Source organism: Sorangium sp. So ce385, from assembly GCF_051474135.1.
Taxonomy (GTDB): Bacteria; Myxococcota_A; Polyangia; order Polyangiales; family Polyangiaceae; genus Sorangium; species Sorangium cellulosum_D.
In genome coordinates this window covers 3,853,504-3,874,734 of record NZ_CP150337.1, presented here as the reverse complement: position 1 = coordinate 3,874,734, position 21,231 = coordinate 3,853,504, and the positions used below count along the sequence as shown (strand labels likewise).

The following is a 21,231-nucleotide window of genomic DNA, read 5'->3' as shown; positions in this document are numbered from 1 at the left end:
GATGCGAATCGGATGAAGCTCGTACTCGAAGACGGCACGACCATGACGGGCCGGTGCTTCGGCGCCCCGCGCGCGGTAAGCGGCGAGGTCGTCTTCAACACCGGCATGACGGGGTACGTCGAGACGCTCACGGATCCCTCGTATAAGGGCCAGATCCTGACGCTCACGTACCCGCTCGTGGGCAGCTACGGCGTGCCCGCGCCGCGGCAGGCAGGCAGCGTCGACGGGCCCTACGAGGCCGACCGCATCCAGGTGCAGGGGCTCGTCGTTCAGAACTACATCGAGCGCTACAGCCACCACGCCGCGGTCCGCTCGCTCGGCGCCTGGCTCGCGAGCGAGGGCATCCCGGCGATCACCGGGATCGACACGCGCACGCTGACGCGGCGGCTCCGGGAGGTCGGCACCATGAAGGGCTGGCTGTTCCCGGCCGAGATGGACCTGGACCGGGTGAAGCGCTCGGCCGAGGCCGTGGAGATGCGCGAGGAGGTGTTCCGCCTCGTGTCGCCCCGCGAGCCGATCACGTACGAGGGCGGCCCCCTGAAGGTGCTCCTCATCGACGCGGGCGCGAAGGACAACATCGTCCGCTCGCTCCTCCGGCGCGGGGTCACCGTCATCCGCGCGCCCTACCACGCGCCCATCGCCGAGCTCGCCGAGACCGCCGACGGCGTCCTGATCGGCAACGGCCCCGGCGACCCGAAGGACCTCGGCCAGCTCGTCGCCGCGGTGCGCGGCCTGCTCGGCACGTACACGAAGCCGATCTTCGGCATCTGCCTCGGCAACCAGATCCTCGCGCTCGCCGCCGGCGGCGACACCTACAAGCTGCCGTACGGCCACCGCGGCGTGAACCAGCCGGTGCAGGACCTCCTGAGCCGCCGCTGCTACGTCACGAGCCAGAACCACGGCTACGCGGTGAAGCACGAGTCGCTCCCCGCCGAGTGGGAGCCCTGGTTCGTCAACATCAACGACGGCACGAACGAGGGCATCCGCTCGCGGCTGCGCCCGTTCTTCAGCGTCCAGTTCCACCCCGAGGCGACGCCCGGGCCCGAGGACGCCGGCTACCTCTTCGACGACTTCCTGCGCCTCTGCGGCGCGATGAAGGGGTCCGCCGATTCGCGAGTCAAATCCGCAGGGACCGCCAGCGCGGATCCCCGCCCCACCTCCACCGCAGGAAGGAGCTGAGCCATGTACGGCGCCTATCTCCCCAAGAAACCCCGGCGCGTGCTCGTGCTCGGCTCCGGCGCGCTCCAGATCGGTCAGGCCGGCGAGTTCGACTACTCGGGGTCGCAGGCGATCAAGGCCCTCAAGGAAGAGGGGATCGCCACCGTCCTCGTGAACCCCAACATCGCCACCATCCAGACGAGCGAGGGGCTCGCCGACCGCATCCACCTCTGCGCGGTCACCCCGGAGTTCGTCGAGCGGATCATCGTCAAGGAGGAGGTCGACGCGATCGCCCTCTCCTTCGGCGGGCAGACCGCGCTCAACTGTGGGCTCGAGCTCCACGACGCCGGGATCCTCGACAAGTACGGCGTGCGGGTGCTCGGCACGCCGATCAAGGCCATCCGCGACACCGAGGATCGGCGGCTCTTCATCGATCGCCTCGACGAGATCGGCGTGAAGACGGCCCGGAGCCGCGCCTGCCGCACGCCGGCCGAGGCCATGGCCGCGGCGCGCGAGATCGGGTTCCCCGTGATGCTCCGCGGCGGCTACGCGCTCGGCGGCAAGGGCAGCGGCATCGTCGAGAGCGAGCGCGATCTCGACGACGCCGTGCGGCGCGGCTTCGCCGGCGGCGTGCCCCAGGTGCTCGTCGAGGAGTGCCTCCGCGGCTGGAAGGAGATCGAGTACGAGGTCGTCCGCGACGGTCGCGACAACTGCATCACCGTCTGCAACATGGAGAACCTCGATCCGATGGGGATCCATACCGGGGAGTCGATCGTCGTCGCCCCGTCGCAGACGCTGAACGACGAGGAGTACCAGCTCCTCCGCTCGGTCGCGCTGAAGACGATCCGCCACCTCGGCATCGTGGGCGAGTGCAACATCCAGTACGCGCTCGACCCGAACAAGGTCGATTACCGGGTCATCGAGGTGAACGCGCGCCTCTCCCGGTCGAGCGCGCTCGCCAGCAAGGCGACGGGCTACCCGCTCGCGTACGTCGCGGCGAAGATCGCCGTCGGCTACACGATGCCGGAGATCGCCAACGCGATCACCCGCAGGACGACCGCGTTCTTCGAGCCGGCGCTCGACTACCTCGTCTGCAAGGTCCCGCGCTGGGACCTCGGCAAGTTCCGCGGCGCCTCGATGCGGATCGGCAGCGAGATGAAGAGCGTCGGCGAGGTCATGGCCATCGGCAGGACGTTCCCCGAGGTCATCCAGAAGGCGCTCCGGATGCTCGACATCGGGGTGAAGGGGCTCGACCCCGACGCGTTCACCTTCAAGGACCTGCCCGACGAGCTGAAGAACGCGACGCCGCTCCGGATCTTCGCCGTCGCCCGCGCGCTGCAGGAGGGGATGTCGGTCGACGAGATCCACGATCTCACCAAGATCGACCGGTGGTTCCTGCACCAGATCGAGCCGATCGTGCGGATGCACCGGGACCTCAAGGCGCTCCGGGTGCCCGTCCCGGCGCAGGCCGACAAGCCCGCGGCGGCGCAGGAGCCCGCGCTCGACGAGGCGACGCTCCGGGAGGCCAAGCAGCTCGGCTTCAGCGACCGGATGATCGGCACGCTGACCGGCGCGCCGCGGGGCTCGATCCGGGAGGCCAGGAAGCGGCACGGGATCGTGCCGCACCTCGCGCAGATCGACACGCTCGCGGCCGAGTTCCCCGCCGAGACGAACTACCTCTATTCGAGCTACCACGCGTCGGCCACGGACGTCGCGCCGTCCTGGCGGAAGAAGATCATGGTGCTCGGGTCCGGCGCCTACCGCATCGGATCGAGCGTCGAGTTCGACTGGTGCTGCGTCAACGCGATCCGCGCGGCCTCGGAGCTCGGCTACGAGACCATGATGCTGAACTACAACCCGGAGACGGTCAGCACCGACTACGACACGTGCGACAAGCTGGTCTTCGACGAGATCAGCTTCGAGACGGTGCTCGACATCTACGAGCGGGAGCAGCCGTACGGCATCGTGGTCAGCATGGGCGGGCAGGTCCCGAACAACCTGGCGCTCCGGCTGCACCAGGCCGGGGCGCGCATCCTCGGCACGAGCGCGGGGAGCATCGACACGGCCGAGGACCGGAAGAAGTTCAGCGATCTGCTCGACCGGCTGGAGATCGATCAGCCGCGCTGGGCGCACGTCGTCGACGCGGCCGAGGCGGGCGAGATCGTGAACAAGCTCGGCGGCTTCCCGGTCCTCGTGCGCCCGAGCTACGTGCTGAGCGGCGCGGCCATGAGCGTGGCGCACGAGCCCAACGAGCTCGATCGCATCCTCGCCCGGGCCAAGGCGGTGTCCCCGGCCTACCCCGTGGTCGTCTCGAAGTTCGAGACCCACGCCCGCGAGGTGGAGATCGACGCGGTCGCCGACCGGGGGGAGATCATCCTCTGGGCGATCAGCGAGCACGTCGAGAACGCCGGCGTCCACAGCGGCGACGCGACGCTCGTCTTGCCCCCGCAGTCGCTCTCCATCGCGACGATCCGCAGGATCAAGCAGATCGCCCAGCAGGTGGCGCGGTCGCTCTCGATCACCGGGCCGTTCAACATGCAGTTCCTGGCCAAGCACAACACGGTGAAGGTCATCGAGTGCAACCTGCGCGCGTCGCGGAGCTTCCCGTTCGTGTCCAAGGTGACGGGGAACAACTTCGTCCGGGAGGCGATGCGCCGGATGCTCGGCGTGTCGCAGCCGGTCGAGAACCGCGGGCTCGATCTCGATTACGTCGGCGTGAAGGCGCCGATGTTCTCGTTCTCGCGCCTCGTGGGGGCCGACCCGATGCTCGGCGTGGAGATGGCGAGCACCGGCGAGGTCGGCTGCTTCGGGGATGACGTGCACGAGGCGCTGCTGCACGCGCTGCTCGCGACCGGGTTCCGGTTCCCGAAGAAGGGCGTCCTCCTGTCGCTCGGGCCGCTCGAGGACAAGTACTGGTTCGCGGACGAGGCGCGCATCATCGCCGAGCACCTGAAGCTGCCCATCTACGCGACCCCGGGCACGGCCGAGGCGCTCCGGGCGCTCGGGCTCGAGTGCACGAGCCTCGCGAAGCAGCCGGACGAGGGGGAGACGGCGATGAGCGCGATCGAGCAGGGGAAGGTGGATCTCGTGATCAACATCCCCCGCGAGTACGACCAGCTCGGGCGTCCGGACGGGTACCTGATCCGGCGGCGGGCGGTCGACGCGAACATCCCGCTCATCACCGATCTCCAGCTCGCGCGGGCGGTCATCGAGGCGATGCGCGCGAAGCGGATCGGGGATCTGCGGACGCTCGCCTACGACGAGTACATCGCGCGGAGCCCGGTGGCGCTGCGCTGACGTGCAGGCCCGCGCGCCCTCGGAGGGGGGCGCGCGGGCGCCCCGCCGAGCTCGCCTGGGCCATCGGGACCATCACTCCTTCCAGAGCTACGCGAGCCAGAGCTACGCGAGACGGTCGTGTCGAGCGAGCGTATCGCTCGTGCGCACTCGAGCGCGAGGGGTCGCCCTCAGTCGTTCGTGACGATGAACCAGCCGTTCACCAGGCTGCCGGCGGTCGTCGAGCTCGCTCCCTGGATCGCGCTGCCCCCCTCATTGCGGAGGCACATGCCGACATTCCAGTTGCCCTCTGTCAACGAGGTCGTGCCAGAGACAGAGTAGGTGGTGCGCGTCGGCGTGAAATAGTGGTTCGCAAAGGCGCCTCCGAAGAAATTGACGAGCTCGCCCCCGACGCCCGCGTCGTCGACCGGCTGGTAACAGAGGCCGACCACGGCGAGGAGCGGAGCGCTCGACGGCGCTAGACCGAGGACCGCAGAGGCCGATCCCGTCACGCGCTTTCTCCCGGTGATGCTCACCGACCCCGGAGGACCGACGAAGACGTAATCGGGGCTGTAGCCAGAAAAAGAGGGGGCGATGTTGCCCGCAATCGCGATCGTCGCGAGCACCCCTGACGGGCCGACCGGCCCCTGGGGCCCCTCGGGACCGGGGGACCCAGGAGGCCCCTGAGGACCCTCTGGACCCCTCTCGCCAGGCAGCCCCTGAGGCCCTTGAGCCCCCTCGGGCCCAGGAGGCCCCTGAGGACCCTCAGGACCCCTCTCGCCAGGCAGCCCCTGAGGCCCCTCGGGCCCAGGAGGACCCTGCGGCCCCTCGACCCCGGTCGGGTTGCCGACCCAGTTGCCGTTCTCGTCGATGACGACCTTGTCGCCGATCTTCACCAGCTTCGGCGTGATCTCACCAACTGCGTTGTTCGCGACCATCGCGTACGGAATGCTCCCGATCGCCGCGCGAGGCTCCATCTCCGGATCGTTCGCGACCGTGATTCCAAGGTAACGGACCGAGCCGTCGAAGACCTTCGCGGCCTGCTCTTCCGTGAAGTCGAGCACCGTGGAGAAGTATCCGTCGTCGAACGAGATCGAGATCGTCTCGCTCCAGAGCGGCGCCTCGCCGTCCTCGGCCGCCTCGGCGGCGTACACCGCGAACGTCACCTGGAGCGCGTCGGTGACCGGCTCTCCGTTCGCCGTGAAGAGCCGACCCTGGTGCGTGATCTGCGTCGGCACAGCGGCAGACGCGCCGCGCACGAGGCCGACCGAGGCGGCGAGGAGGACACAAATCGCGAGGACACGCCGTCCCATCCCGTTCATGGCAAGCTCCCATTCGCCCCGACCAGCCCGCCCTGCATGCGGTAGCTCGGCGAGGTCGTCTTTCCCTGATTCTGCGTCGGCTGACCGAGCGTGAAGACCATGCGGTAGCTCGGGCTGCTCACGACCTCGCCCGCGCTGACCACATCGCTCGCAGCGACGCCCCGGTCCGCAACCTCAGCCTTGCCCCCCTCCCCGCCCCCGCCATTCGACGCCACCGAAGGGCCAGCCCCCGCACCGCCAGCACCCCCGGCCCCACCGCCGCCCGACCCGGGCCCGGTCACCGTCAGCTCTTCACCGCCGCAGCTACAACCAGGAGACGCGGCGAGTAAAGCAATAAACAGGCCAAGCCAGGTGCCAAGCCAGGTAAAAAATCGCGGTCGCGCCATCAACGTGTTCCCCTCTGCTTCTGGGGCTTACGATCTGGGACAACAAGGTACGCGCGGCGCAACCAAGGTTCAATCGAATCCCGAACCCTTGTGAAGCGTCGCCGCTTTACGTCGCGGTCGACGGGAAGCGCAACGAGCACGACAGCGCGCCGGCACGCTCACGTCGCAAGAAGATGTCCACGAGAGGTGCGTTACGAGAAACATCCGCTCTCCGGTGGAATGCTCTCGCTGCCTCTCTCCGCGCTTGGTCCTGCCTGGTGCTGAGCACGCTGGTCGCCGTCGCGCTCGCCGAGGCGGTCGACGCGCGCATCGACCCGCGCCGGACTCGAAGGCTCGCCGGCGCCCTGCTCATCGTCATGGGCGGCATTTACCGGTTCGGCGCGATCCGCCCGGCCGCGCGATAGCCCGCGCCGCCCGGCGATCCCGCGCCGCTACAGCGCGCGACCGGGCGGGCCCGCGCCGCCGTTCCCGTCGGCCGCGTCGGGCGGCGAGGACGGCGCCCCGCCGGCGGCGGCGCGCAGCTCCTCGGAGACCGCCGCGGGGTTGAACGTCACGAACCACCGGAGCGACCACCAGAGCAGGTTGAACCAGGCCGGCACGGGCAGCCGGCGCGTCACGCCGACCTCGGCGATCCCGGCCGCCGCGAAGAAGACCGGCAAGAGCGTGCCGAGATCCGCGCGGTAATCCATCGCCTCGCGCACGTCCGCGTTGATCCCGGCGACGGCGTGCGCGACGGCGCGCGCGACGCGCGTCGGGCCGGGGTGGCCCTCGGGCCGCGGGGCGGCGATCAGGCGGCCGTCGTCGTCGCGCGCCTCGCCGACCAGCTCGGCGAGCCGGGCGCGCAGCCGCTCCGCGTCGAGGCCGCCCTCGAGGCGCTCGACGATCACGGAGCCCGTGACCGGTCGGACCTTCACGACCTCGCAGCCGGGATCGGCCGCGAGCTGCTCCGCGACCCGCTCGCACGCGCGGCGATGGCCGGTCAGCGCCGGGGCGCGCAGGCGGACGCGCCGCTCCAGCACGTGGGCGACGAGCACCGGCGGCAGCCTCATGACGACGGCTCCCCGTGGAGCTCGGAGGCGCCGTTGCTCCGGCGCTCAGCGCGCGCGCCCCGCTCCGCGCCCCCGGCCTTGTGCCGCACGCGCTCCGCGATCTCGGCCCAGAGATCCTCGGCGTGCTCCCGCTGGCGCTCGACCAACGCGAGGCCCAGCCGGCCCAGGTGGAGCCCGAGCGCCGCGATCTCGACGACCACCGGCCGGAGGTGCTGCTTCTTGCCCATCAGGAGGACGGCGCTGCCGACCCCGAGGGCGAACGATGGTGGATGAAACCTCATGATGCCGTATCCCCCTTCCGCGAACCGGCGGCGCGCGCGCCGCGCGCACCGCCGTCGATGCGCTCGACGGAGTCGACCTGGCGGACGATCGCGATCTCGCGGCCACCGCCCGCGGCGCGCCCCGGAGACCCGCGGACCAGCGAGGGCAGCGCGCCCGCGAGCACCGCGAGCGCGAGCTCGCCGGCGCCGAGGCGCGGCGCCCCGAGCAGGCGGCCGAGGGAGCGCGAGCCTAGCGCGAGCGCCTGGAGCGCGGAGGTCGCGGCGAGCGCGCGCGCGACGTGCGGGTTGTCCCGGCGCGCGAGCGGCCCCGGCGCGCCCTCCGCGGCGCCGGCGCGGCAGGCGAGGATGTGGAGCAGCTGCGCGGTCACGAGCGCGGTGAACGCCCTCGATCCCGCGGTCGCGCGGCCGCCGAGCGCGTACGCCGCGAGCGAGGCCCCGGACATCGTGGCCGCGTCGAGCCCCAGCGCGCGGAGGTCGCGGCCGCCGAGCAGCGGCGCGGCCGGGTCGCGCGGGGGGCGCCGCATGACGCCGGGCTCGGCCGGCTCCAGCGCGAGCGCGAGCGCGGGCGCGATGTCGGTGAGCAGGTTGATCCAGAGGAGCTGCAGCGGCGTGAGCGGCGAGGCGCCGGCCAGGGCGCCGGCCAGCATCGCGAGCACCTCGCTCGCGTTCGTGGCGACGAAGTACGCGATGGCGCGGCGGACGTTGTCGTGCAGCCGCCGGCCCTCGCGGACCGCCTCGGCGAGGCTCGGCAGGTCGTCCTCGGCGAGGACCACGTCGGCCACCGCCCGCGCGATGTCCGTGCCGCGCTTGCCCATGGCCACGCCGACGTCCGCGGCCTTGAGCGCGGGGCCGTCGTTCACGCCGTCGCCCGTCATGGCGACGATCGCGCCGCGCTGCTGGAGCGCCCGCACGATGTCGAGCTTGGCCTCGGGCGTGACCCGGCTGTGCACGGCGTCGGCGGGGATGCCGAGCTCGGCGCCGATCGCGCGCGCGGTCCGCTCCTGATCGCCCGTGAGCATCAGGGTGCGGATGCCCGCGCCGGAGAGGGTCGCGAGCGCCTCGCGCGCGCCCTCGCGCGCCGGGTCGCGGAGCCCGACGAGGCCGGCGAGCTCGAGCGGGGCGTCGTCGTCCGGTCGGCCGTCCCGCCGCCAGGCGAGGGCGAGCACGCGCAGGCCGCGCGAGGCCATCGCGTCGTTCTGGCGGAGCACCTCGTCGCGGGCCGCGCCGCGCGGGGCGCCGCAGCGCGCGACCACCTGCTCGGGCGCGCCCTTCACGAGCTCGATGTGCCCGAGCTCCGGGTGGTCGTGGACCGTCACCATGAACGCGCGCTCGGCCGAGCGGCGCTCCTCGCTCACGCGCCGCGCCGCGAGGCGCCGCGCCGACACGGGGTAGCCGGCCGCGAGCGCGAACTCGACGAGCGCGCGCTCCGTGCCGCTGCCCTGGACGACCTTGCCCACGTCGCTCAGCTCGACGTCGGCGTTGAGCGCGGCGATGCGCGCGAGCGCGTGCACGCGCGGGGCGCTCGCGGCGACCTCCCGCCCGTCCTCGCCGACGAGCGCGATCGCGCGCGGCGGCCCCGCGCCGTCGCGATCGCCGCCGCGATCGCCGCGCGCGGCGCGGGCGACCCGCAGGACGCCCTCGCCGGGGAGGAAGATCTCCGCGACCCGCATGCGGTTCTCGGTGAGCGTGCCGGTCTTGTCGGCGCAGACGACGCTCACCGCGCCGAGCGTCTCGGCCGCGGCGAGGCGGCGGATGACGATGCCGCGGCCGCGCAGGCGGCGGCTCGCCAGCGCGAGCGCGGTGGTGCCCACGGCAGGGAACCCCTCGGGGATGGCGGCGACGCCGAGGGCGACGGCGCTCCGCGCGAGCTCGCGGAGCGGCCGCCGCCGCGCGAGGCCGACGGCCACCACCGCCGACGAGCTCGCGAGCGCGAAGGCCGCGAGGCGCCGGCCGATCCAGGCGAGCTCCCGCTCGATCGGCGGGGTGCGCTCGCCCTCGCGGGAGAGCGCGCGCTGGATGTCCCCGAGCGCGGTCCGCCCGCCCGTCGCGACGACCACCGCCGCGCCCTCGCCCGAGGCGACGGTGGTGCCCGCGTACACCATGCCGCGGCGCTCGGCGAGCGGCGCGCCGGCGTCGACCTTCGCGGCGCCCTTCTCGGCGGGCTCGCTCTCGCCGGTCAGCGTGCTCTCGTCGACGGCGAGGTCGCGCGCCGCGATGACGCGCGCGTCCGCCGCGACCGGCTCGCCCGCGCGGAGCGCGAGCACGTCGCCCGGCACGAGCTCCGACGCGGCGAGCCGCTGCTCGCGCCCGTCGCGCACGGCGCGCGCCCCCCCGACCCGGAGCGCGCCCCAGGCGTGCAGGAGCTCCTCGGCGCGCGACTCGGTGTACGTGCCGATCGCCGCGTTCGCGCCGACGACGAGGAGGACGGCGCCCGCGTCGACCAGATCGCCGAGCGCGAGCGACAGGCCCGCCGCGCCGAGGAGCAGCGCGGTGGGCACGGTGAAGAGCTGCTCGGCGAGGATCTCGAGCGACGAGCGGGTCGCGACGCCCGCGAGCTCGTTGGGGCCGACCTCGCGGAGGCGGCGCAGCGCCTCGGCGGCGCCGAGCCCGGCGGCCGGGTCGACGCCGAGCGCGCGGGCGACCTCGCTCGCGTCCTCCGCGTGGGCCCGGTCGACGGCGGCGGCGCGCCCGTGCAGATCGCCCCGCGCGTCCGGCGCGCGCTCGCCCCGCGCGGCCCACGCCGCCCCGCCGCCGCGCTCGCGCTCGGCGGCGCCCTCGCGGCGCAGGCGGCGGCGCGCGCCGCGGACGAGCGCGCCCACGCCCTCGGCCAGGGCCAGCGCGGCGCGCCGCGCGGACGGCGGCGGCGGGGCGCCGGGGACGGCGTGGGCGGCGAGCACGACGGCGGCCAGAGGGGCCGCGTCCTCCCGCACGCGCACGAGCACCCGCCCGGTCCTCGCGCTCGCCCGCGCGGACGCGACGCCGGGGACCGCGGCGAGGTCGCGCTCGATGCGCGCGGCGCGCGCACCGTCGCCGAAGAGGCCGGCCACCTCCGCGCGCAGCCGCGCGATCCCGGCGCGCCCGTGCAGATCGCGCCCAGGCGAGCGGCGTAGCCGCCGCGCGCTGCCGCCGCCGCGGCTCCTCCCCGCGCCGGCGAGACCGATCCAGCCCGCCCCCGAACGCCCCATGATCCTCCGCGCTGGGCTCTGGGCCTCTTCAAAGGTCGAGCCAGCGCCGGTGTGCGGGCGGGCCACACCGCTCGGCCGGGCGAGGCGCCGCCGAGGTGGTCGGCTTGTTGCGGTCAGGTCACGGGGTTAGCGTGCGGCCAAGGAGGGCCCTATGACTGCACGCTTGCTTGAGGACAAGATCATCGCCATCACGGGCGCGAGCTCGGGGATCGGACAAGCGTCCGCGTTCGTGTTCGCGGGTCACGGAGCGCGGCTCGTCCTCGCCGACATCGACGAGGACCACGGCGAGGCGACGGCGCGGAGGCTCCAGGAGCGCGGCGGCGACGCCGTCTTCGTCCGGGCCGACGTGACGCGGGCGAGCGACGCCGAGGCGATCGTGGCGCGCGCGGTCGAGCGCTACGGCCGCCTCGACGGGGCCTTCAACAACGCGGGCATCGACGGGACCATCGCGGCCACGGCCGACTGCACCGAGGAGAACTGGGACCGCACCCTCGCCGTGAACCTCAAGGGCGCGTTCCTCTGCATGAAATACGAGCTCGCCCAGATGCTGAAGCAGGGCGGCGGCGCCATCGTGAACAACGCGTCGGTCGCGGGCCTGGCCGGCGTCGGGTCGCTCCCGGCGTACGTGGCCTCGAAGCACGGCCTGGTCGGGCTGACCAAGAGCACGGCGCTCGAGTACGCGAAGCGCGGCATCCGCGTGAACTCGGTGTGCCCGGGGCCCATCCGGACGCCGATGTACGACAGCGCGATCAAGAGCAACCTGATCGACGAGAAGGCCCTGCTCGCCCTGGAGCCGATGGATCGCCTGGGGACGCCCGAGGAGGTGGCCGAGGCGGCCGCGTTCCTCCTCTCCGACCGCGCGACGTACATCAACGGGCACGCGATGGCCGTGGACGGCGGGTGGACCGCCTGGTGATCGATCGCCGAGGCGGCCCGCTCCCGCCTCCGCTCACCCCCGCGCCGCGATCGAGGCGAGGACGGCCTGCAGCGCGCTCGGCTCGATCGGCTTGACGAGGTGCATGGCGAAGCCGGCCTCTCGGGCCCGGCGTCGATCTTCCTCCCGGCCGTAGCCGGTCAACGCGATCATGAGCGAGGGGGAGGTGCCCGGGCTCCGCGTCAGGGCGCGCGCCACGCCGTACCCATCCATCCCGCCGGGGAGGCCGATGTCGCACAGGACGACCTCCGGCAGGAACGCGCGGGCCGCATCGACGCCCGCGGGCCCGGACAGGGCCACCTCGACCCGGTGGCCCTCCATGGCGAGCAGCGCTTGCAGGGTCTCCGCGGCGTCGACGTTGTCCTCGATGATCAGGATGCGCAGCGATCGCGCCGCGAGGTCCGAGCCCGGCGCGGCGCTCTCGGCCATCGGCGCGACCTCGCGCGCCAGCGGCAGGCGGAGGATCACCTCCGTCCCGCGGCCGATGCCCGCGCTCTCGGCCGAGGCCGCGCCGCCGTGCAGCTCGACGAGCCCCTTGACCAGCGCGAGGCCGAGGCCGAGCCCGCCCTGGCTGCGGTCCAGGCTGCAGTCGGCCTGGCTGAACGGCTCGAACGCGCGCGCCAGCATCGCCGCATCCATGCCGATGCCCGTGTCGCGGACGCGGATCGCGGCCGAGCTCTCCGGCGCCGCCGACAGGGCGACCGTCACCCGTCCGCCGGCCTCGGTGAACTTGCTCGCGTTGTGCAGCACATTGCCGATGGCCTGCGACAGGCGGGTCGGGTCGCCGTGGACCCACAGCGGCGCGGCCGGGATCTCCAGCGCGAGCCCGAGGCCCCTCGCCTCCAGCGTGCTGCGGTAGTCCTCGGCGGTCTGCCGGAGCAGCTGTGCGAGGTCGCAGCGCTGCTTGCGCAGCTCGATCCGGCCGCGCGCCACGCGCGAGACGTCGAGGAGATCGTCCACCAGCCGGGCCATGTGCGAGACCTGCCGCTCGAGCACGCCGCACGCCCACGCCGTCGACGGCTGCTGGGGCCCGGACCGCCGCAGGATCTCGGCGGCGTTGCGCAGGGGCCCGAGCGGGTTGCGCAGCTCGTGGGCGAGCATCGCCAGGAACTCGTTCTTGCGCTGGTCCGCTTCCCTCAGCGTGGCCTCGGCGCACTTCCGATCGTGGATGTCCGTGCAGGTGCCATACCACTTCACGACCTCGCCCGACGGCCCGCGCACCGGCACCGCGCGGCCCAGGTACCAGCGGTGCTCGCGGGCAGCGAGGACCCAGAAGCGGTATTCGATGTCGAACGGCTCGCCGGACAGGACCGAGCGGCGCCAGCTGTCCATGCACCTCGGGCGATCGTCCGGGTGCACGAAGGAGACCCAGCTGTCGCCGGTCACCTCGTCCTCGCTCAGGCCGCAGATCTCGTACCACCTGCGGTTGTAGTAATCGACGCTGCCGTCCGGACGCGCCGTCCAGGCGATCTGCGGCATGGCGTCGGCGAGCGTCCGGAACTTCGCCTCGCTCTTCCGGACCCTGTCGTCGACCTGCTTCCTCTCGGTGATGTCGTGGGCGATGCTGATGACGAGCCGCCTGCCCGCCGCGTCCTTGCCCAGCGGCGCCCCGCGGAAGAGCCACGTGCGCTGCTCGCCGTGCGCCGTGGTGACCGCGGCCTCGATCTCGCCGGCGGAGGCGCCCTCCAGCGCGTACAGGGCCTTGATCCCGGAATAGATGGCGTCCTTCTGGGCCGGATGCGCCCGGTCGAGCCAGTCGACGACGGTGGGGATCTCCTGGCTGGCGTAGCCGGTGATGTCGGTCCACGCGGGGTTGACGCTGACGACCTGGCCGTCGTCGGCATGAATCATGACCGGGAACGGGACCGCCATCACGGCGCGACGGAACCGCTCCTCGCTCTCCTGGAGCAGGAGCTCGGCCTGCTTGCGCTCGGTGATGTCGATGACCGAGCCGACGTAGCCGAGGAACTCGCCGTCCGGGCCGAGCCGCGGCGAGCCCGACGCGATGCACCAGCGGTACTCGCCGTCGCGCCGGAGCAGGCGGTAATCCACCCGGAAGGGCTCGCGCCGCGCCTCCGCCCGCCGGAAGACCTCGAACGTGGCCGGGCGATCCTCGGGGTGGATCGCGTCGAGCCAGCCGAAGCCGAGGTAGGTCGACGCGTCCTGGCCCGAGAACTCGGTCCACCACCGGTTGCCGTACGTGGCGCGGCCGTCGGAGCCCGTCATCCAGATCATCACGGGCGACTGATCGGCCATGTTGCGGAAGCGCTCCTCGCTCTCCCGGAGGGCCAGCTCCGAGAGCTTCCGGGGGGTGATGTCCCCGACCACGCCCACGAGCCGGCGCGGGCGCGCATCGCGATCCCGCTGCACCAGCGCGCGGCTGTGCACCCAGCGCACCTGCCCGTCGGGATGGAGGATGCGGAACTCGGCGGAGCAGTCCGCCTCGCCGCGCAGCGCGCTGTCGAAGCGCGCCCAGACCTCGTCCCGGTCGTCGGGGTGCAGGAGCCGCGCGAAATCGTCGAGGGTGCCGCCGAACTGCGCCGCGTCGATGCCCGCGCACTCACACGCCTTTTCCGACCAGAAGAGGCCCCCGCTCGGCACATCCAGCTCCCAGACGCCGAGCTGGCCGCCCTCGAGGGCCAGCCGCAGTCGCTCCTCGCTCTCGCGCAGGCGCTCCTCGCCGGCCTGATGCAGGAGGGTCGACCCGGGATGCTGCTCGGCCTCGCTCTGCCCGCGCGGCGCGCCCTCTCCTCGCGCCCGCTCGTCGATGTCGGCCGCCGTGCCGAGCCAGCGGCCCGCCCGGCCGCCCGCATCCTCGAGGACGGGCTCGGCCCGGCCGCGGAACCAGCGGTAGGCGCCGTCATGCCGCCGCACGCGGAACTCCAGCTCGAGGGCCGCGCCCCGCTCGACGGCCGCCCGCCACGCCGCGTTGCAGCGCACCGCATCCTCCGGATGGATGACGGCCGCCAGGCCCAGGCGCGTCACCTGGTCCGCAGCCGAGCCGGTGTACTCGCGAAAGCGGCCGTTGACGTAATCGCACGAGCCGTCGCTGCCGGCGACCCAGACCAGCTGCGGGAGGCTCTCGGCGAGCAGACGGAAGTGCGGATCCATCCCGCGCGGCTCGGCCCCCCGCGGCTCAGCCCTCCGCGGCTCAGCCCTGCGCCCCTGCTTCGTGGAGATCACACTCATTCGATTCGCGTCGAGCGATTCCGCCCGGCGTGGCGAGCGAAACGCCGTGGACGCTTTGTCTGCGCTCAGCTCGTTCCGCAAGGGCCTGAGACGCACCGCTGATGCGGAGTTCCCGGCATGCCACCAACCGAACGACCTGTCGGTCGCGAGCGAGCCCTAGGACACCGAACGGGTCGAAACCCCGAGACATTAAACCACAGAGGCACAGAGGGCACAGAGGGCACAGAAATATAAATTTCTATTTCTTCTCTCCCCTCTGTGCCCTCTGTGTCTCTGTGGTTCGAATCTCTTCATTCTCGGGCGTTTCAAGCGGATCGGTGCTCTAGCCGCGTCCGAACCGCTCCACGAACTGCCGGTGCGCGGCGAGCTCGGGCGCGTCTCCGCTCCAGAGCTCCTTCTCGCGGTAGCCGGTCGCCACCGACAGCACCTCGATCCGCCGCCCCTCGGCCCTGAACCGCACCCGCCACGAGGTCACCGCGAGCCGCATCGCGTCCCCGTCGGCGCGGATCCTCCGGTAAGGGTGCGGCTGCGGGCCGAGCGCGAGCGCGCGGTCCACCCGCTCCCGCAGCGCGACCCCGTGCGTCGCGTCGAGCCAGGCGGCCTGCTCGGCCGCCCGCTCGCTCCAGACCACCTCGAAGCCCGGCTCCGGATCCGCCGGCGCCTCGCCCGGCGCGAGCGGCGCGACCCAGCCGGTGCGCGCGTGCGGGTAGGCGTCGGCGTAGGGCACGTACGGCTTCAGATCGAGCACCGGGGTGCCGTCGATCATGTCCACGCCGCTCACGCGCAAGGTGAGGCCGTCCACCCCGAGGAGCTTGACCACGCTGAGGCCGATCGGGTTCGGGCGGTGCGGCGAGCGCGTCGACAGCACGCCGCGCCGCTTGCCGGCGCTCCGCGGCGGCAGGACCTTCGGGCGCCAGCCCTCGTTGAGGTGGAACCAGAAGACCACCCAGAGGTAGTCCCACCCCTCGATGTCGCAGAGCGCGTGCTCCAGGCCGCGGCCAGGCACGAGCTCGATCGTGCCCTCCGCCTCGCCCGCGGCGTGCGGCTGCCGCGGCGCGCTCACGCGGTCGGGGAACGGGGTGCGCACCACGCCGATGGGCGTGAACGTGACGGGCTTCAGCATCGCGCCCGAATCTAGGACGACAAACGCGTCGAAACCGCTCGAAAGAGCAGGACCTGGAACCGCCACGGCGCCAAAGACGCCAGGATCGTGTCCTCTTCTTGGCGTCCTTGGCGTCCTTGGCGTCCTTGGCGGTTCATCTCTCGGTCGATCGACGCGATCGACGTCCCAGGGGTCACCGGAGCGGGACCTCGACGATCAGGACCGCCGGGCCCTCGAACGCCGCCCGGCCGCGCTCGATCGGCGCCCGCTGCGCCGCGCCGCCGAACCGCGGCTCCTCGCTGAACGCGAGCACCCGCGCCTCCGGGCGGCCGAGGTCCAGGGCGAGCGCGCCGCGGAGCGCGACGAGCGCGACCACGGCGGTCTCGCCGCCGCGGCGCTCGATCCGGACCGCGTCCGGGGAGGGCGCCTCGACCGAGAACGCGTCGCGCGCGCGGCTCCGCAGCGCGGGGTGCGACGCGCGCAGGCCGAGGAGCTCGCGGTACCAGGCGAGCACGCCGGCGTGCTCCGGCCGCTGCCGCTCGGTCCAGTCGAGCTTCGAGCGCTGGAACGTCCGCGGATCCTGCGGATCCGGCACCTCCGCGCCGCCGAACGACGTGAAGTACTGGAACTCGCGCCGGCGGCCCTCGGTGACGAGCCGGCCGAGCTCTTCGTTGTGATCGGTGAAGTACTGGAACGGCGTCCGCGCGTTCCACTCCTGACCCATGAACAGGAGCGGCGTGTACGGCGTGAGCAGCAGCAGCGCCGACATCGTCCGGAAGGCCGCCGGGCTCACCTTGTCGCCGAGCCGGTCGCCGACCGCGCGGTTGCCGATCTGATCGTGGTTCTGGATGCAGTGCACGAACCGCGGCGGCGGCACCGGCGCGGCGGGCGTCCCGCGCGGCTTGCCCGAGTGCTTCGAGACCTGCCCCTCGTAGAGCCACCCCTTGCGGATCGTCGCGGCGATGTCCTCGGCCGTGCCCCGGTGATCCTCGAAGTAGCCGTCGCGATCCCCGGCGAAGAGCACGCGGAGCTCGTGGTGGAAGTCGTCGGCCCACACGCCGTCGAGGCCGTACCCGCCCTGCTCGACGGGCGTCACGAGGCGCGTGTCGTTCATGCTGTCCTCGGCGATCACCACGACGCGCCGCCCCTCGCCGGCCGCGCGGGCGCGCTCGGCGATCTCCCGGAGGATGTGGGGCTCGGTGTCGTCCAGGATCGCGTGCGTCGCGTCGAGGCGGAGGCCGTCGATGTGGAAGTCGCGGATCCACATCTCGGCGTTCGCGATGGCGAGCGCGCGCACCTGCTCCGCGCCCTCGCCGTCGTAGTTCACCGCGTCGCCCCAGGGCGTCTTGTGGCGATCGGTGAAGTAGCGCTTCGTGTAGGCGCGGAGGTAGTTCCCGTCGGGGCCGAAGTGGTTGTAGACGCAGTCGAGGATCACCCCGAGGCCCGCGGCGTGGGCCGCGTCGACCAGGCGGCGGAGGCCCTCCGGGCCGCCGTAGGCCGCGGCCGGGGCGAAGAGATCGACCCCGTCGTACCCCCACCCGCGTTCGCCCGGGAAGCTCGCGACCGGCATGAGCTCGAGGGCGGTGATCCCGAGCTCCCGCAGGTCGGCGAGCCGCCCGATGAGCGCGTCGAACGTGCCCTCCGGCGTCGCCGTGCCGACGTGCACCTCGTAGAGGACGAGATCCTCGAGCGCGACGCCCTTCCACCCCGCGTCGGTCCACGCGAACGAGGGGTCGTCGACCGCCGACGGGCCGTGCACGCCGAACGGCTGCGCGCGGGCGTAGGGGTCCGGGAACGGCCCCTCCCCGTCGATGCGCACCTTGTAGAGCGCGCCCGCCCCGAGGCCCGGCGCCGTCGCCTCGAAGTAGCCGCCGCCGGTGGGGGTCGCGGGCAGCGCGCCCGTGATCTCCTCGCCGTCCTTGCCGTAGGTGACGATCTCGATCCGATCGTGGTCGGGCGCCCAGACCCGGAAGCGGACCGCGCCGCCCTCGAGCCATGCGCCCATCGTGCGAATCGCCTTCATGTCACTGACCTCGCTGGGTCGCCCGCACGAGCAGGGCGACGGGAAAATCGGAGAGCACGCGGTCGAGCGGGAGCACCGCGCCGTCCTTGGGCTCGGACGTCGCGACGGCATCGCGCGGCAAGGAAGCGGAAGGCGACGCCTCGATCTCGGCGCCGGTGAAGAGATCCGTGTAGAGGCCGGGCTCCACGTCGACGAAGGTCCCCGCCCACACCTTCCCCGTCGGCGGGGCAGAGGCGCCGCCGAGCAGCCGCGCGCTGAACCGGGGCGCGATCACGACCGCCGAGCGCCCGTCCTTCGGGTCGCGGCGCGCGAAGGCGACGACGTGCGTCTCGCGCTCGCCGATCACGGCGCGCGGGGCGTAGGCCCCGTCGGCCCCGAAGAGCGCCGGGTGCCGCCGGCGCAGCTCGAGCGCCACGTGCGTGACGAAGAGCTTGATGCGGCCGTCGCGCGCCTCGGCGCAGAGCTCGCGCGCGAGCGTGAGGTCGCCGCCGTTCCACCGCGCGCGGATCTCCGCGAGCGCCTTCTCGCGCGACGCGTAGTCGACCGCGCGGCGGTTGTCGGGGTCGACAAGGCTGAAGTCCCACACCTCGTTGCCCTGGTAGATGTCCGGCACGCCCGGCGACGTGAGCTTCAGGAGCGCCTGCGAGAGCGAGCCCCACATGCCGTGGTAGGCGACCACGCGCGCGAGCGGCAGGAGCGCGCCCACGACGTCCGCGGACGCGATCGCCTTGCGCACGAACGCCTCGACGGCGGCGTCGTACTCGGGCTGCGCGTCGATCCAGGACGTGTTGACCTTCGCCTCCTTCGTGGCCTTGCGCATGTAGTCCACGAGGCGATCCGTGTAGGCCGAGAGCGCGTCGCCCTCGGGCGCCCGCGGGCCGGTGGAGGCGCCGAGGAGCGGCTCGATCGGCAGGCTCCCGAGGAGCGTCTGGTAGAAGAGGTACTCCTCGTTGCTGTCCGGCGCGAGGCGACCCTCGATCTCGGCCTTGAGCGGCGCGGCGGCGGCGGCGGCGCGCTGGAGCGCCTCCTCCCAGGCGGACGGGATCTCCGAGAGCACGCTGATGCGCGCGCGCACGTCCTCGCTCCGCTTCGTGTCGTGCGTCGACGTCGCGAGCATCGAGTACGGCCACGTCTTCTGCCGCTGCACGTTGGCGCGGTGGAACGCGAGCACGCTCGCGCCGTAGCGCTCGGGCTCGCCGCCGACCTCGTTGAGCGACACGAGCCGGTTGTAGATGTAGAACGACGTGTCCTCGAGCCCCTTGGCCATCACCGGGCCGGTGAGCTGCTGGAACTTCATCACGAACTCGCAGAAGGGGCGCCGGTCGCCGTCGCGCGACAGGTCCGGGTCGAGCATCAGGACCGAGCGCAGGAACGTGAAGATCGTCGCCTCCATCGTCGGGTTGCGCCGGCGCGCGAGGGCGATCGCGCGGCCGATCGCGACCCGGTCGTGGTCCGAGATCGTCGGCGTCCGCTCGTTGACGTACGTGCGGTAGACCGGGAAGCACGCGATCACCTCGCGCAGGGCGTCGTTGAGCGAGCCCAGGGTGAAGTCGCGGAAGCGGCGGTCGCGCTCGGTGAGCCGGTTCAACGCGTGCGTGAGCACGTTGAGCTCGCTCGCCAGCGCCGTCCGCAGGATCACCTTCTTCTTCTCGTAGACGAGCGTCTCGAACTCCAGCCGATCGCCGATGAACCGCTCGTAGATCGCGGTCATCGACGCCTCGCTCGAGGAGTCGACGAAGAGCTCGCCCACCGCCGCCGTGAAGTCGTAGCCGCTCGTCCCGTGGATGGGCCACGCCTCGGGCAGCGTCTCGCCGCGGGCGAGGATCTTCTCGACGACGACGTACATCGGCCGCTCGATCGACGAGCCTTGCGCGCCGTGCGCCGCCCCGGCGCCCACGCGCTCCTCGAGGGCCGCGCGGAGCGCCGGCTCCAGCTTGGCGAAGCGGGCGGCGGCCGGCGGCCTCCGGCGCGCGTCGTCGAGGCTCCGCGGCTCCGGCTCGCCCGCGGCGTCGGCGAGGAAGCGGCGCCGGCAGCGCTCGACCAGGTAGCCCCGCTGCAGGTCCTCGAAGTAGCCGATCGGGTCCCAGAGGCCGTCGGGGTGATCGATGCGCAGGCCGGTGACCTGGCCGCGCTCGCAGAGCTCGAAGACGAGCCGGTGCGCCTCGGTGAAGACCGGCCGGTGCTCCATCCTGATCGCCGCGAGCTCGTTGATGTCGAAGAACCGGCGGTAGTTGATCTCCTCGGCGGCGGTGCGCCAGAAGCTCAGCCGGTAGGCCTGCTCCTCGAGCAGCGCCTCGAGCGGGTCGAAGCTCCGCGGATCGTCCGCCTTGCCGTTGATGCGCTCGACGCCCTCCGCCACCGCCGCCGCGACGTCGGGCGCGTCCGCGACGAGCGTCGCGAGCCGCCGCTTGAGGACCTCCTTCTCGCGCCGCCGCTCGATCACCTTGGCCCGCTGGGTCTCCGTCCGCGGCGGCAGGTTGCGGAGCCCGGTCAGGATGCTCTGGAGCTCGAGGAGCGCGTCGTGCTCCTCGCCGAGCGCCGCGGCCAGGCTGGGCACGAGCGGCCCGATGACCATCCCGTACGTCCGCGGGTTCACCGGGAAGACGTGATCGAAGTACCGGAGGACGAACGCGCCGTTCTCGAACTCGATCTTGAGCTCGCCGCGCTCGAGCACGCGCCCGTAGTGGTCGCCGAGCACGGGGAGCAATACCTTCTGCTTGAGCTCCGTCTTGAGCGGCGCCCAGTCGATGTCGAAGAACGGCGCGTAGAGCGAGCTCGGGCCGTTCTCGAGGACGTCGTTCCACCAGGCGTTGTCGGAGGTGCCGACGCCCATGTGGTTGGGCACGAAGTCGAGCAGGAGCCCCATGCCGTGCGCCGCGAGCTCGCCCGTGAGCCGGTCGAGGTCGTCGCGGCCGCCGATCGCGGGGTTCAGCGCGTTGTGATCGACGAGGTCGTAGCCGTGCAGGCTCTCCGGGCGCGCCTTGAAGAAGGGCGACGAGTAGAGATCGCTGACGCCGAGCGCGTCGAGGTAGGCGACCACGCGCCGGGCCTGCTCGAAGGTGAAGTCCTTGTTGAGCTGCACGCGGTACGTGGCGCGCGGCAGCCGCGGCGCCACGCCGTCGCACGCCGCCTCGACGAGCCGCGCCGCCTCCCGCGCGGCGCCGTCTGCCTGGCTGCTCATCTTCTGATCGTCCGACGCTTCCGTCATTCGTCGTGTGCCTCCGGCGCAGAATCTACTTCGAACAAGGCCTCGTGCAGGGTGGATCTGTCAGGATCGCCGCGCGCTCCGGCGGCTCCGGATTGGCCGATGAAGGGATTACCTGAGGCAA

13 protein-coding genes are annotated in these 21,231 nt (G+C 72.7%); 4 read left to right on the top strand and 9 right to left on the bottom strand.

The annotated features are described in order from the left end of the window. The first annotated feature begins 12 nt into the window (after positions 1-12). Positions 13-1,179, top strand: coding sequence for a glutamine-hydrolyzing carbamoyl-phosphate synthase small subunit (carA, locus tag WME83_RS14390; RefSeq protein ID WP_437319857.1), 1,167 nt, complete (start codon positions 13-15; stop codon positions 1,177-1,179). Between the two features lie 3 nt (positions 1,180-1,182). Next, the gene (carB, locus tag WME83_RS14385) at positions 1,183-4,455 is read left to right on the top strand and encodes a carbamoyl-phosphate synthase (glutamine-hydrolyzing) large subunit (RefSeq protein WP_437319856.1); all 3,273 of its coding nucleotides are present in this window, start codon (positions 1,183-1,185) and stop codon (positions 4,453-4,455) included. A 167-nt stretch (positions 4,456-4,622) separates the two neighbouring features. Here the strand turns inward: carB and WME83_RS14380 are convergent, their stop codons facing one another. Together WME83_RS14380 and WME83_RS14375 are read right to left on the bottom strand one after the other, a co-directional pair. Then, on the bottom strand, positions 4,623-5,753 hold the full coding sequence (locus WME83_RS14380; RefSeq protein WP_437319855.1) for a collagen-like protein: 1,131 nt from the start codon (positions 5,751-5,753) through the stop codon (positions 4,623-4,625). Beyond that, positions 5,750-5,968 (bottom strand): hypothetical protein, encoded by a 219-nt coding sequence (locus tag WME83_RS14375; protein WP_437319854.1) that lies wholly within the window; start codon positions 5,966-5,968, stop codon positions 5,750-5,752. Before WME83_RS14375 ends, WME83_RS14380 begins: the two co-directional genes overlap by 4 nt. 428 nt (positions 5,969-6,396) lie before the next feature. On the opposite strand from WME83_RS14375, the gene WME83_RS14370 reads away from it, so the two are divergent. Then, positions 6,397-6,543 (top strand): hypothetical protein, encoded by a 147-nt coding sequence (locus tag WME83_RS14370; RefSeq protein ID WP_437319853.1) that lies wholly within the window; start codon positions 6,397-6,399, stop codon positions 6,541-6,543. 27 nt (positions 6,544-6,570) lie between these two features. Here WME83_RS14370 and WME83_RS14365 read toward each other — a convergent pair whose 3' ends face one another. Genes WME83_RS14365 through WME83_RS14355 form a run of 3 tightly spaced genes read right to left on the bottom strand, consistent with a single transcriptional unit; the run spans position 6,571 to position 10,654 of the window. After that, complete coding sequence (locus tag WME83_RS14365; RefSeq protein ID WP_437319852.1) at positions 6,571-7,188, bottom strand: HMA2 domain-containing protein; 618 nt, start codon at positions 7,186-7,188, stop codon at positions 6,571-6,573. Next, positions 7,185-7,469 carry a hypothetical protein gene (locus tag WME83_RS14360; RefSeq protein WP_437319851.1) on the bottom strand — a complete coding sequence of 95 codons (285 nt, stop codon included), beginning with the start codon at positions 7,467-7,469 and terminating at the stop codon, positions 7,185-7,187. Before WME83_RS14360 ends, WME83_RS14365 begins: the two co-directional genes overlap by 4 nt. After that, positions 7,466-10,654, bottom strand: a complete 3,189-nt coding sequence (locus tag WME83_RS14355; RefSeq protein ID WP_437319850.1) for a cation-translocating P-type ATPase — start codon at positions 10,652-10,654, stop codon at positions 7,466-7,468. The genes WME83_RS14360 and WME83_RS14355 overlap by 4 nt, the downstream gene beginning before the upstream one ends. A gap of 151 nt (positions 10,655-10,805) precedes the next feature. Here WME83_RS14355 and WME83_RS14350 point away from each other — a divergent pair, with 151 nt between their 5' ends. Then, positions 10,806-11,570: a glucose 1-dehydrogenase gene (locus WME83_RS14350; protein ID WP_437319849.1), complete on the top strand. Its 765-nt coding sequence runs from the start codon at positions 10,806-10,808 to the stop codon at positions 11,568-11,570. A 33-nt stretch (positions 11,571-11,603) separates the two neighbouring features. Here the strand turns inward: WME83_RS14350 and WME83_RS14345 are convergent, their stop codons facing one another. From WME83_RS14345 to treY, 4 genes are all read right to left on the bottom strand, one after another. Beyond that, positions 11,604-14,699: a PAS domain S-box protein gene (locus tag WME83_RS14345; protein ID WP_437319848.1), complete on the bottom strand. Its 3,096-nt coding sequence runs from the start codon at positions 14,697-14,699 to the stop codon at positions 11,604-11,606. Between the two features lie 400 nt (positions 14,700-15,099). Beyond that, positions 15,100-15,900 (bottom strand): tRNA (N6-threonylcarbamoyladenosine(37)-N6)-methyltransferase TrmO, encoded by an 801-nt coding sequence (gene tsaA / locus WME83_RS14340; RefSeq protein ID WP_437319847.1) that lies wholly within the window; start codon positions 15,898-15,900, stop codon positions 15,100-15,102. Positions 15,901-16,072: 172 nt separating this feature from the next. Beyond that, a complete protein-coding gene (gene treZ / locus WME83_RS14335) occupies positions 16,073-17,902 on the bottom strand; it encodes a malto-oligosyltrehalose trehalohydrolase (protein ID WP_437319846.1) in 1,830 nt (609 codons plus the stop codon). A 1-nt stretch (position 17,903) separates the two neighbouring features. Then, positions 17,904-21,110 carry a malto-oligosyltrehalose synthase gene (gene treY, locus WME83_RS14330; RefSeq protein ID WP_437319845.1) on the bottom strand — a complete coding sequence of 1,069 codons (3,207 nt, stop codon included), beginning with the start codon at positions 21,108-21,110 and terminating at the stop codon, positions 17,904-17,906. Positions 21,111-21,231: the final 121 nt, after the last annotated feature.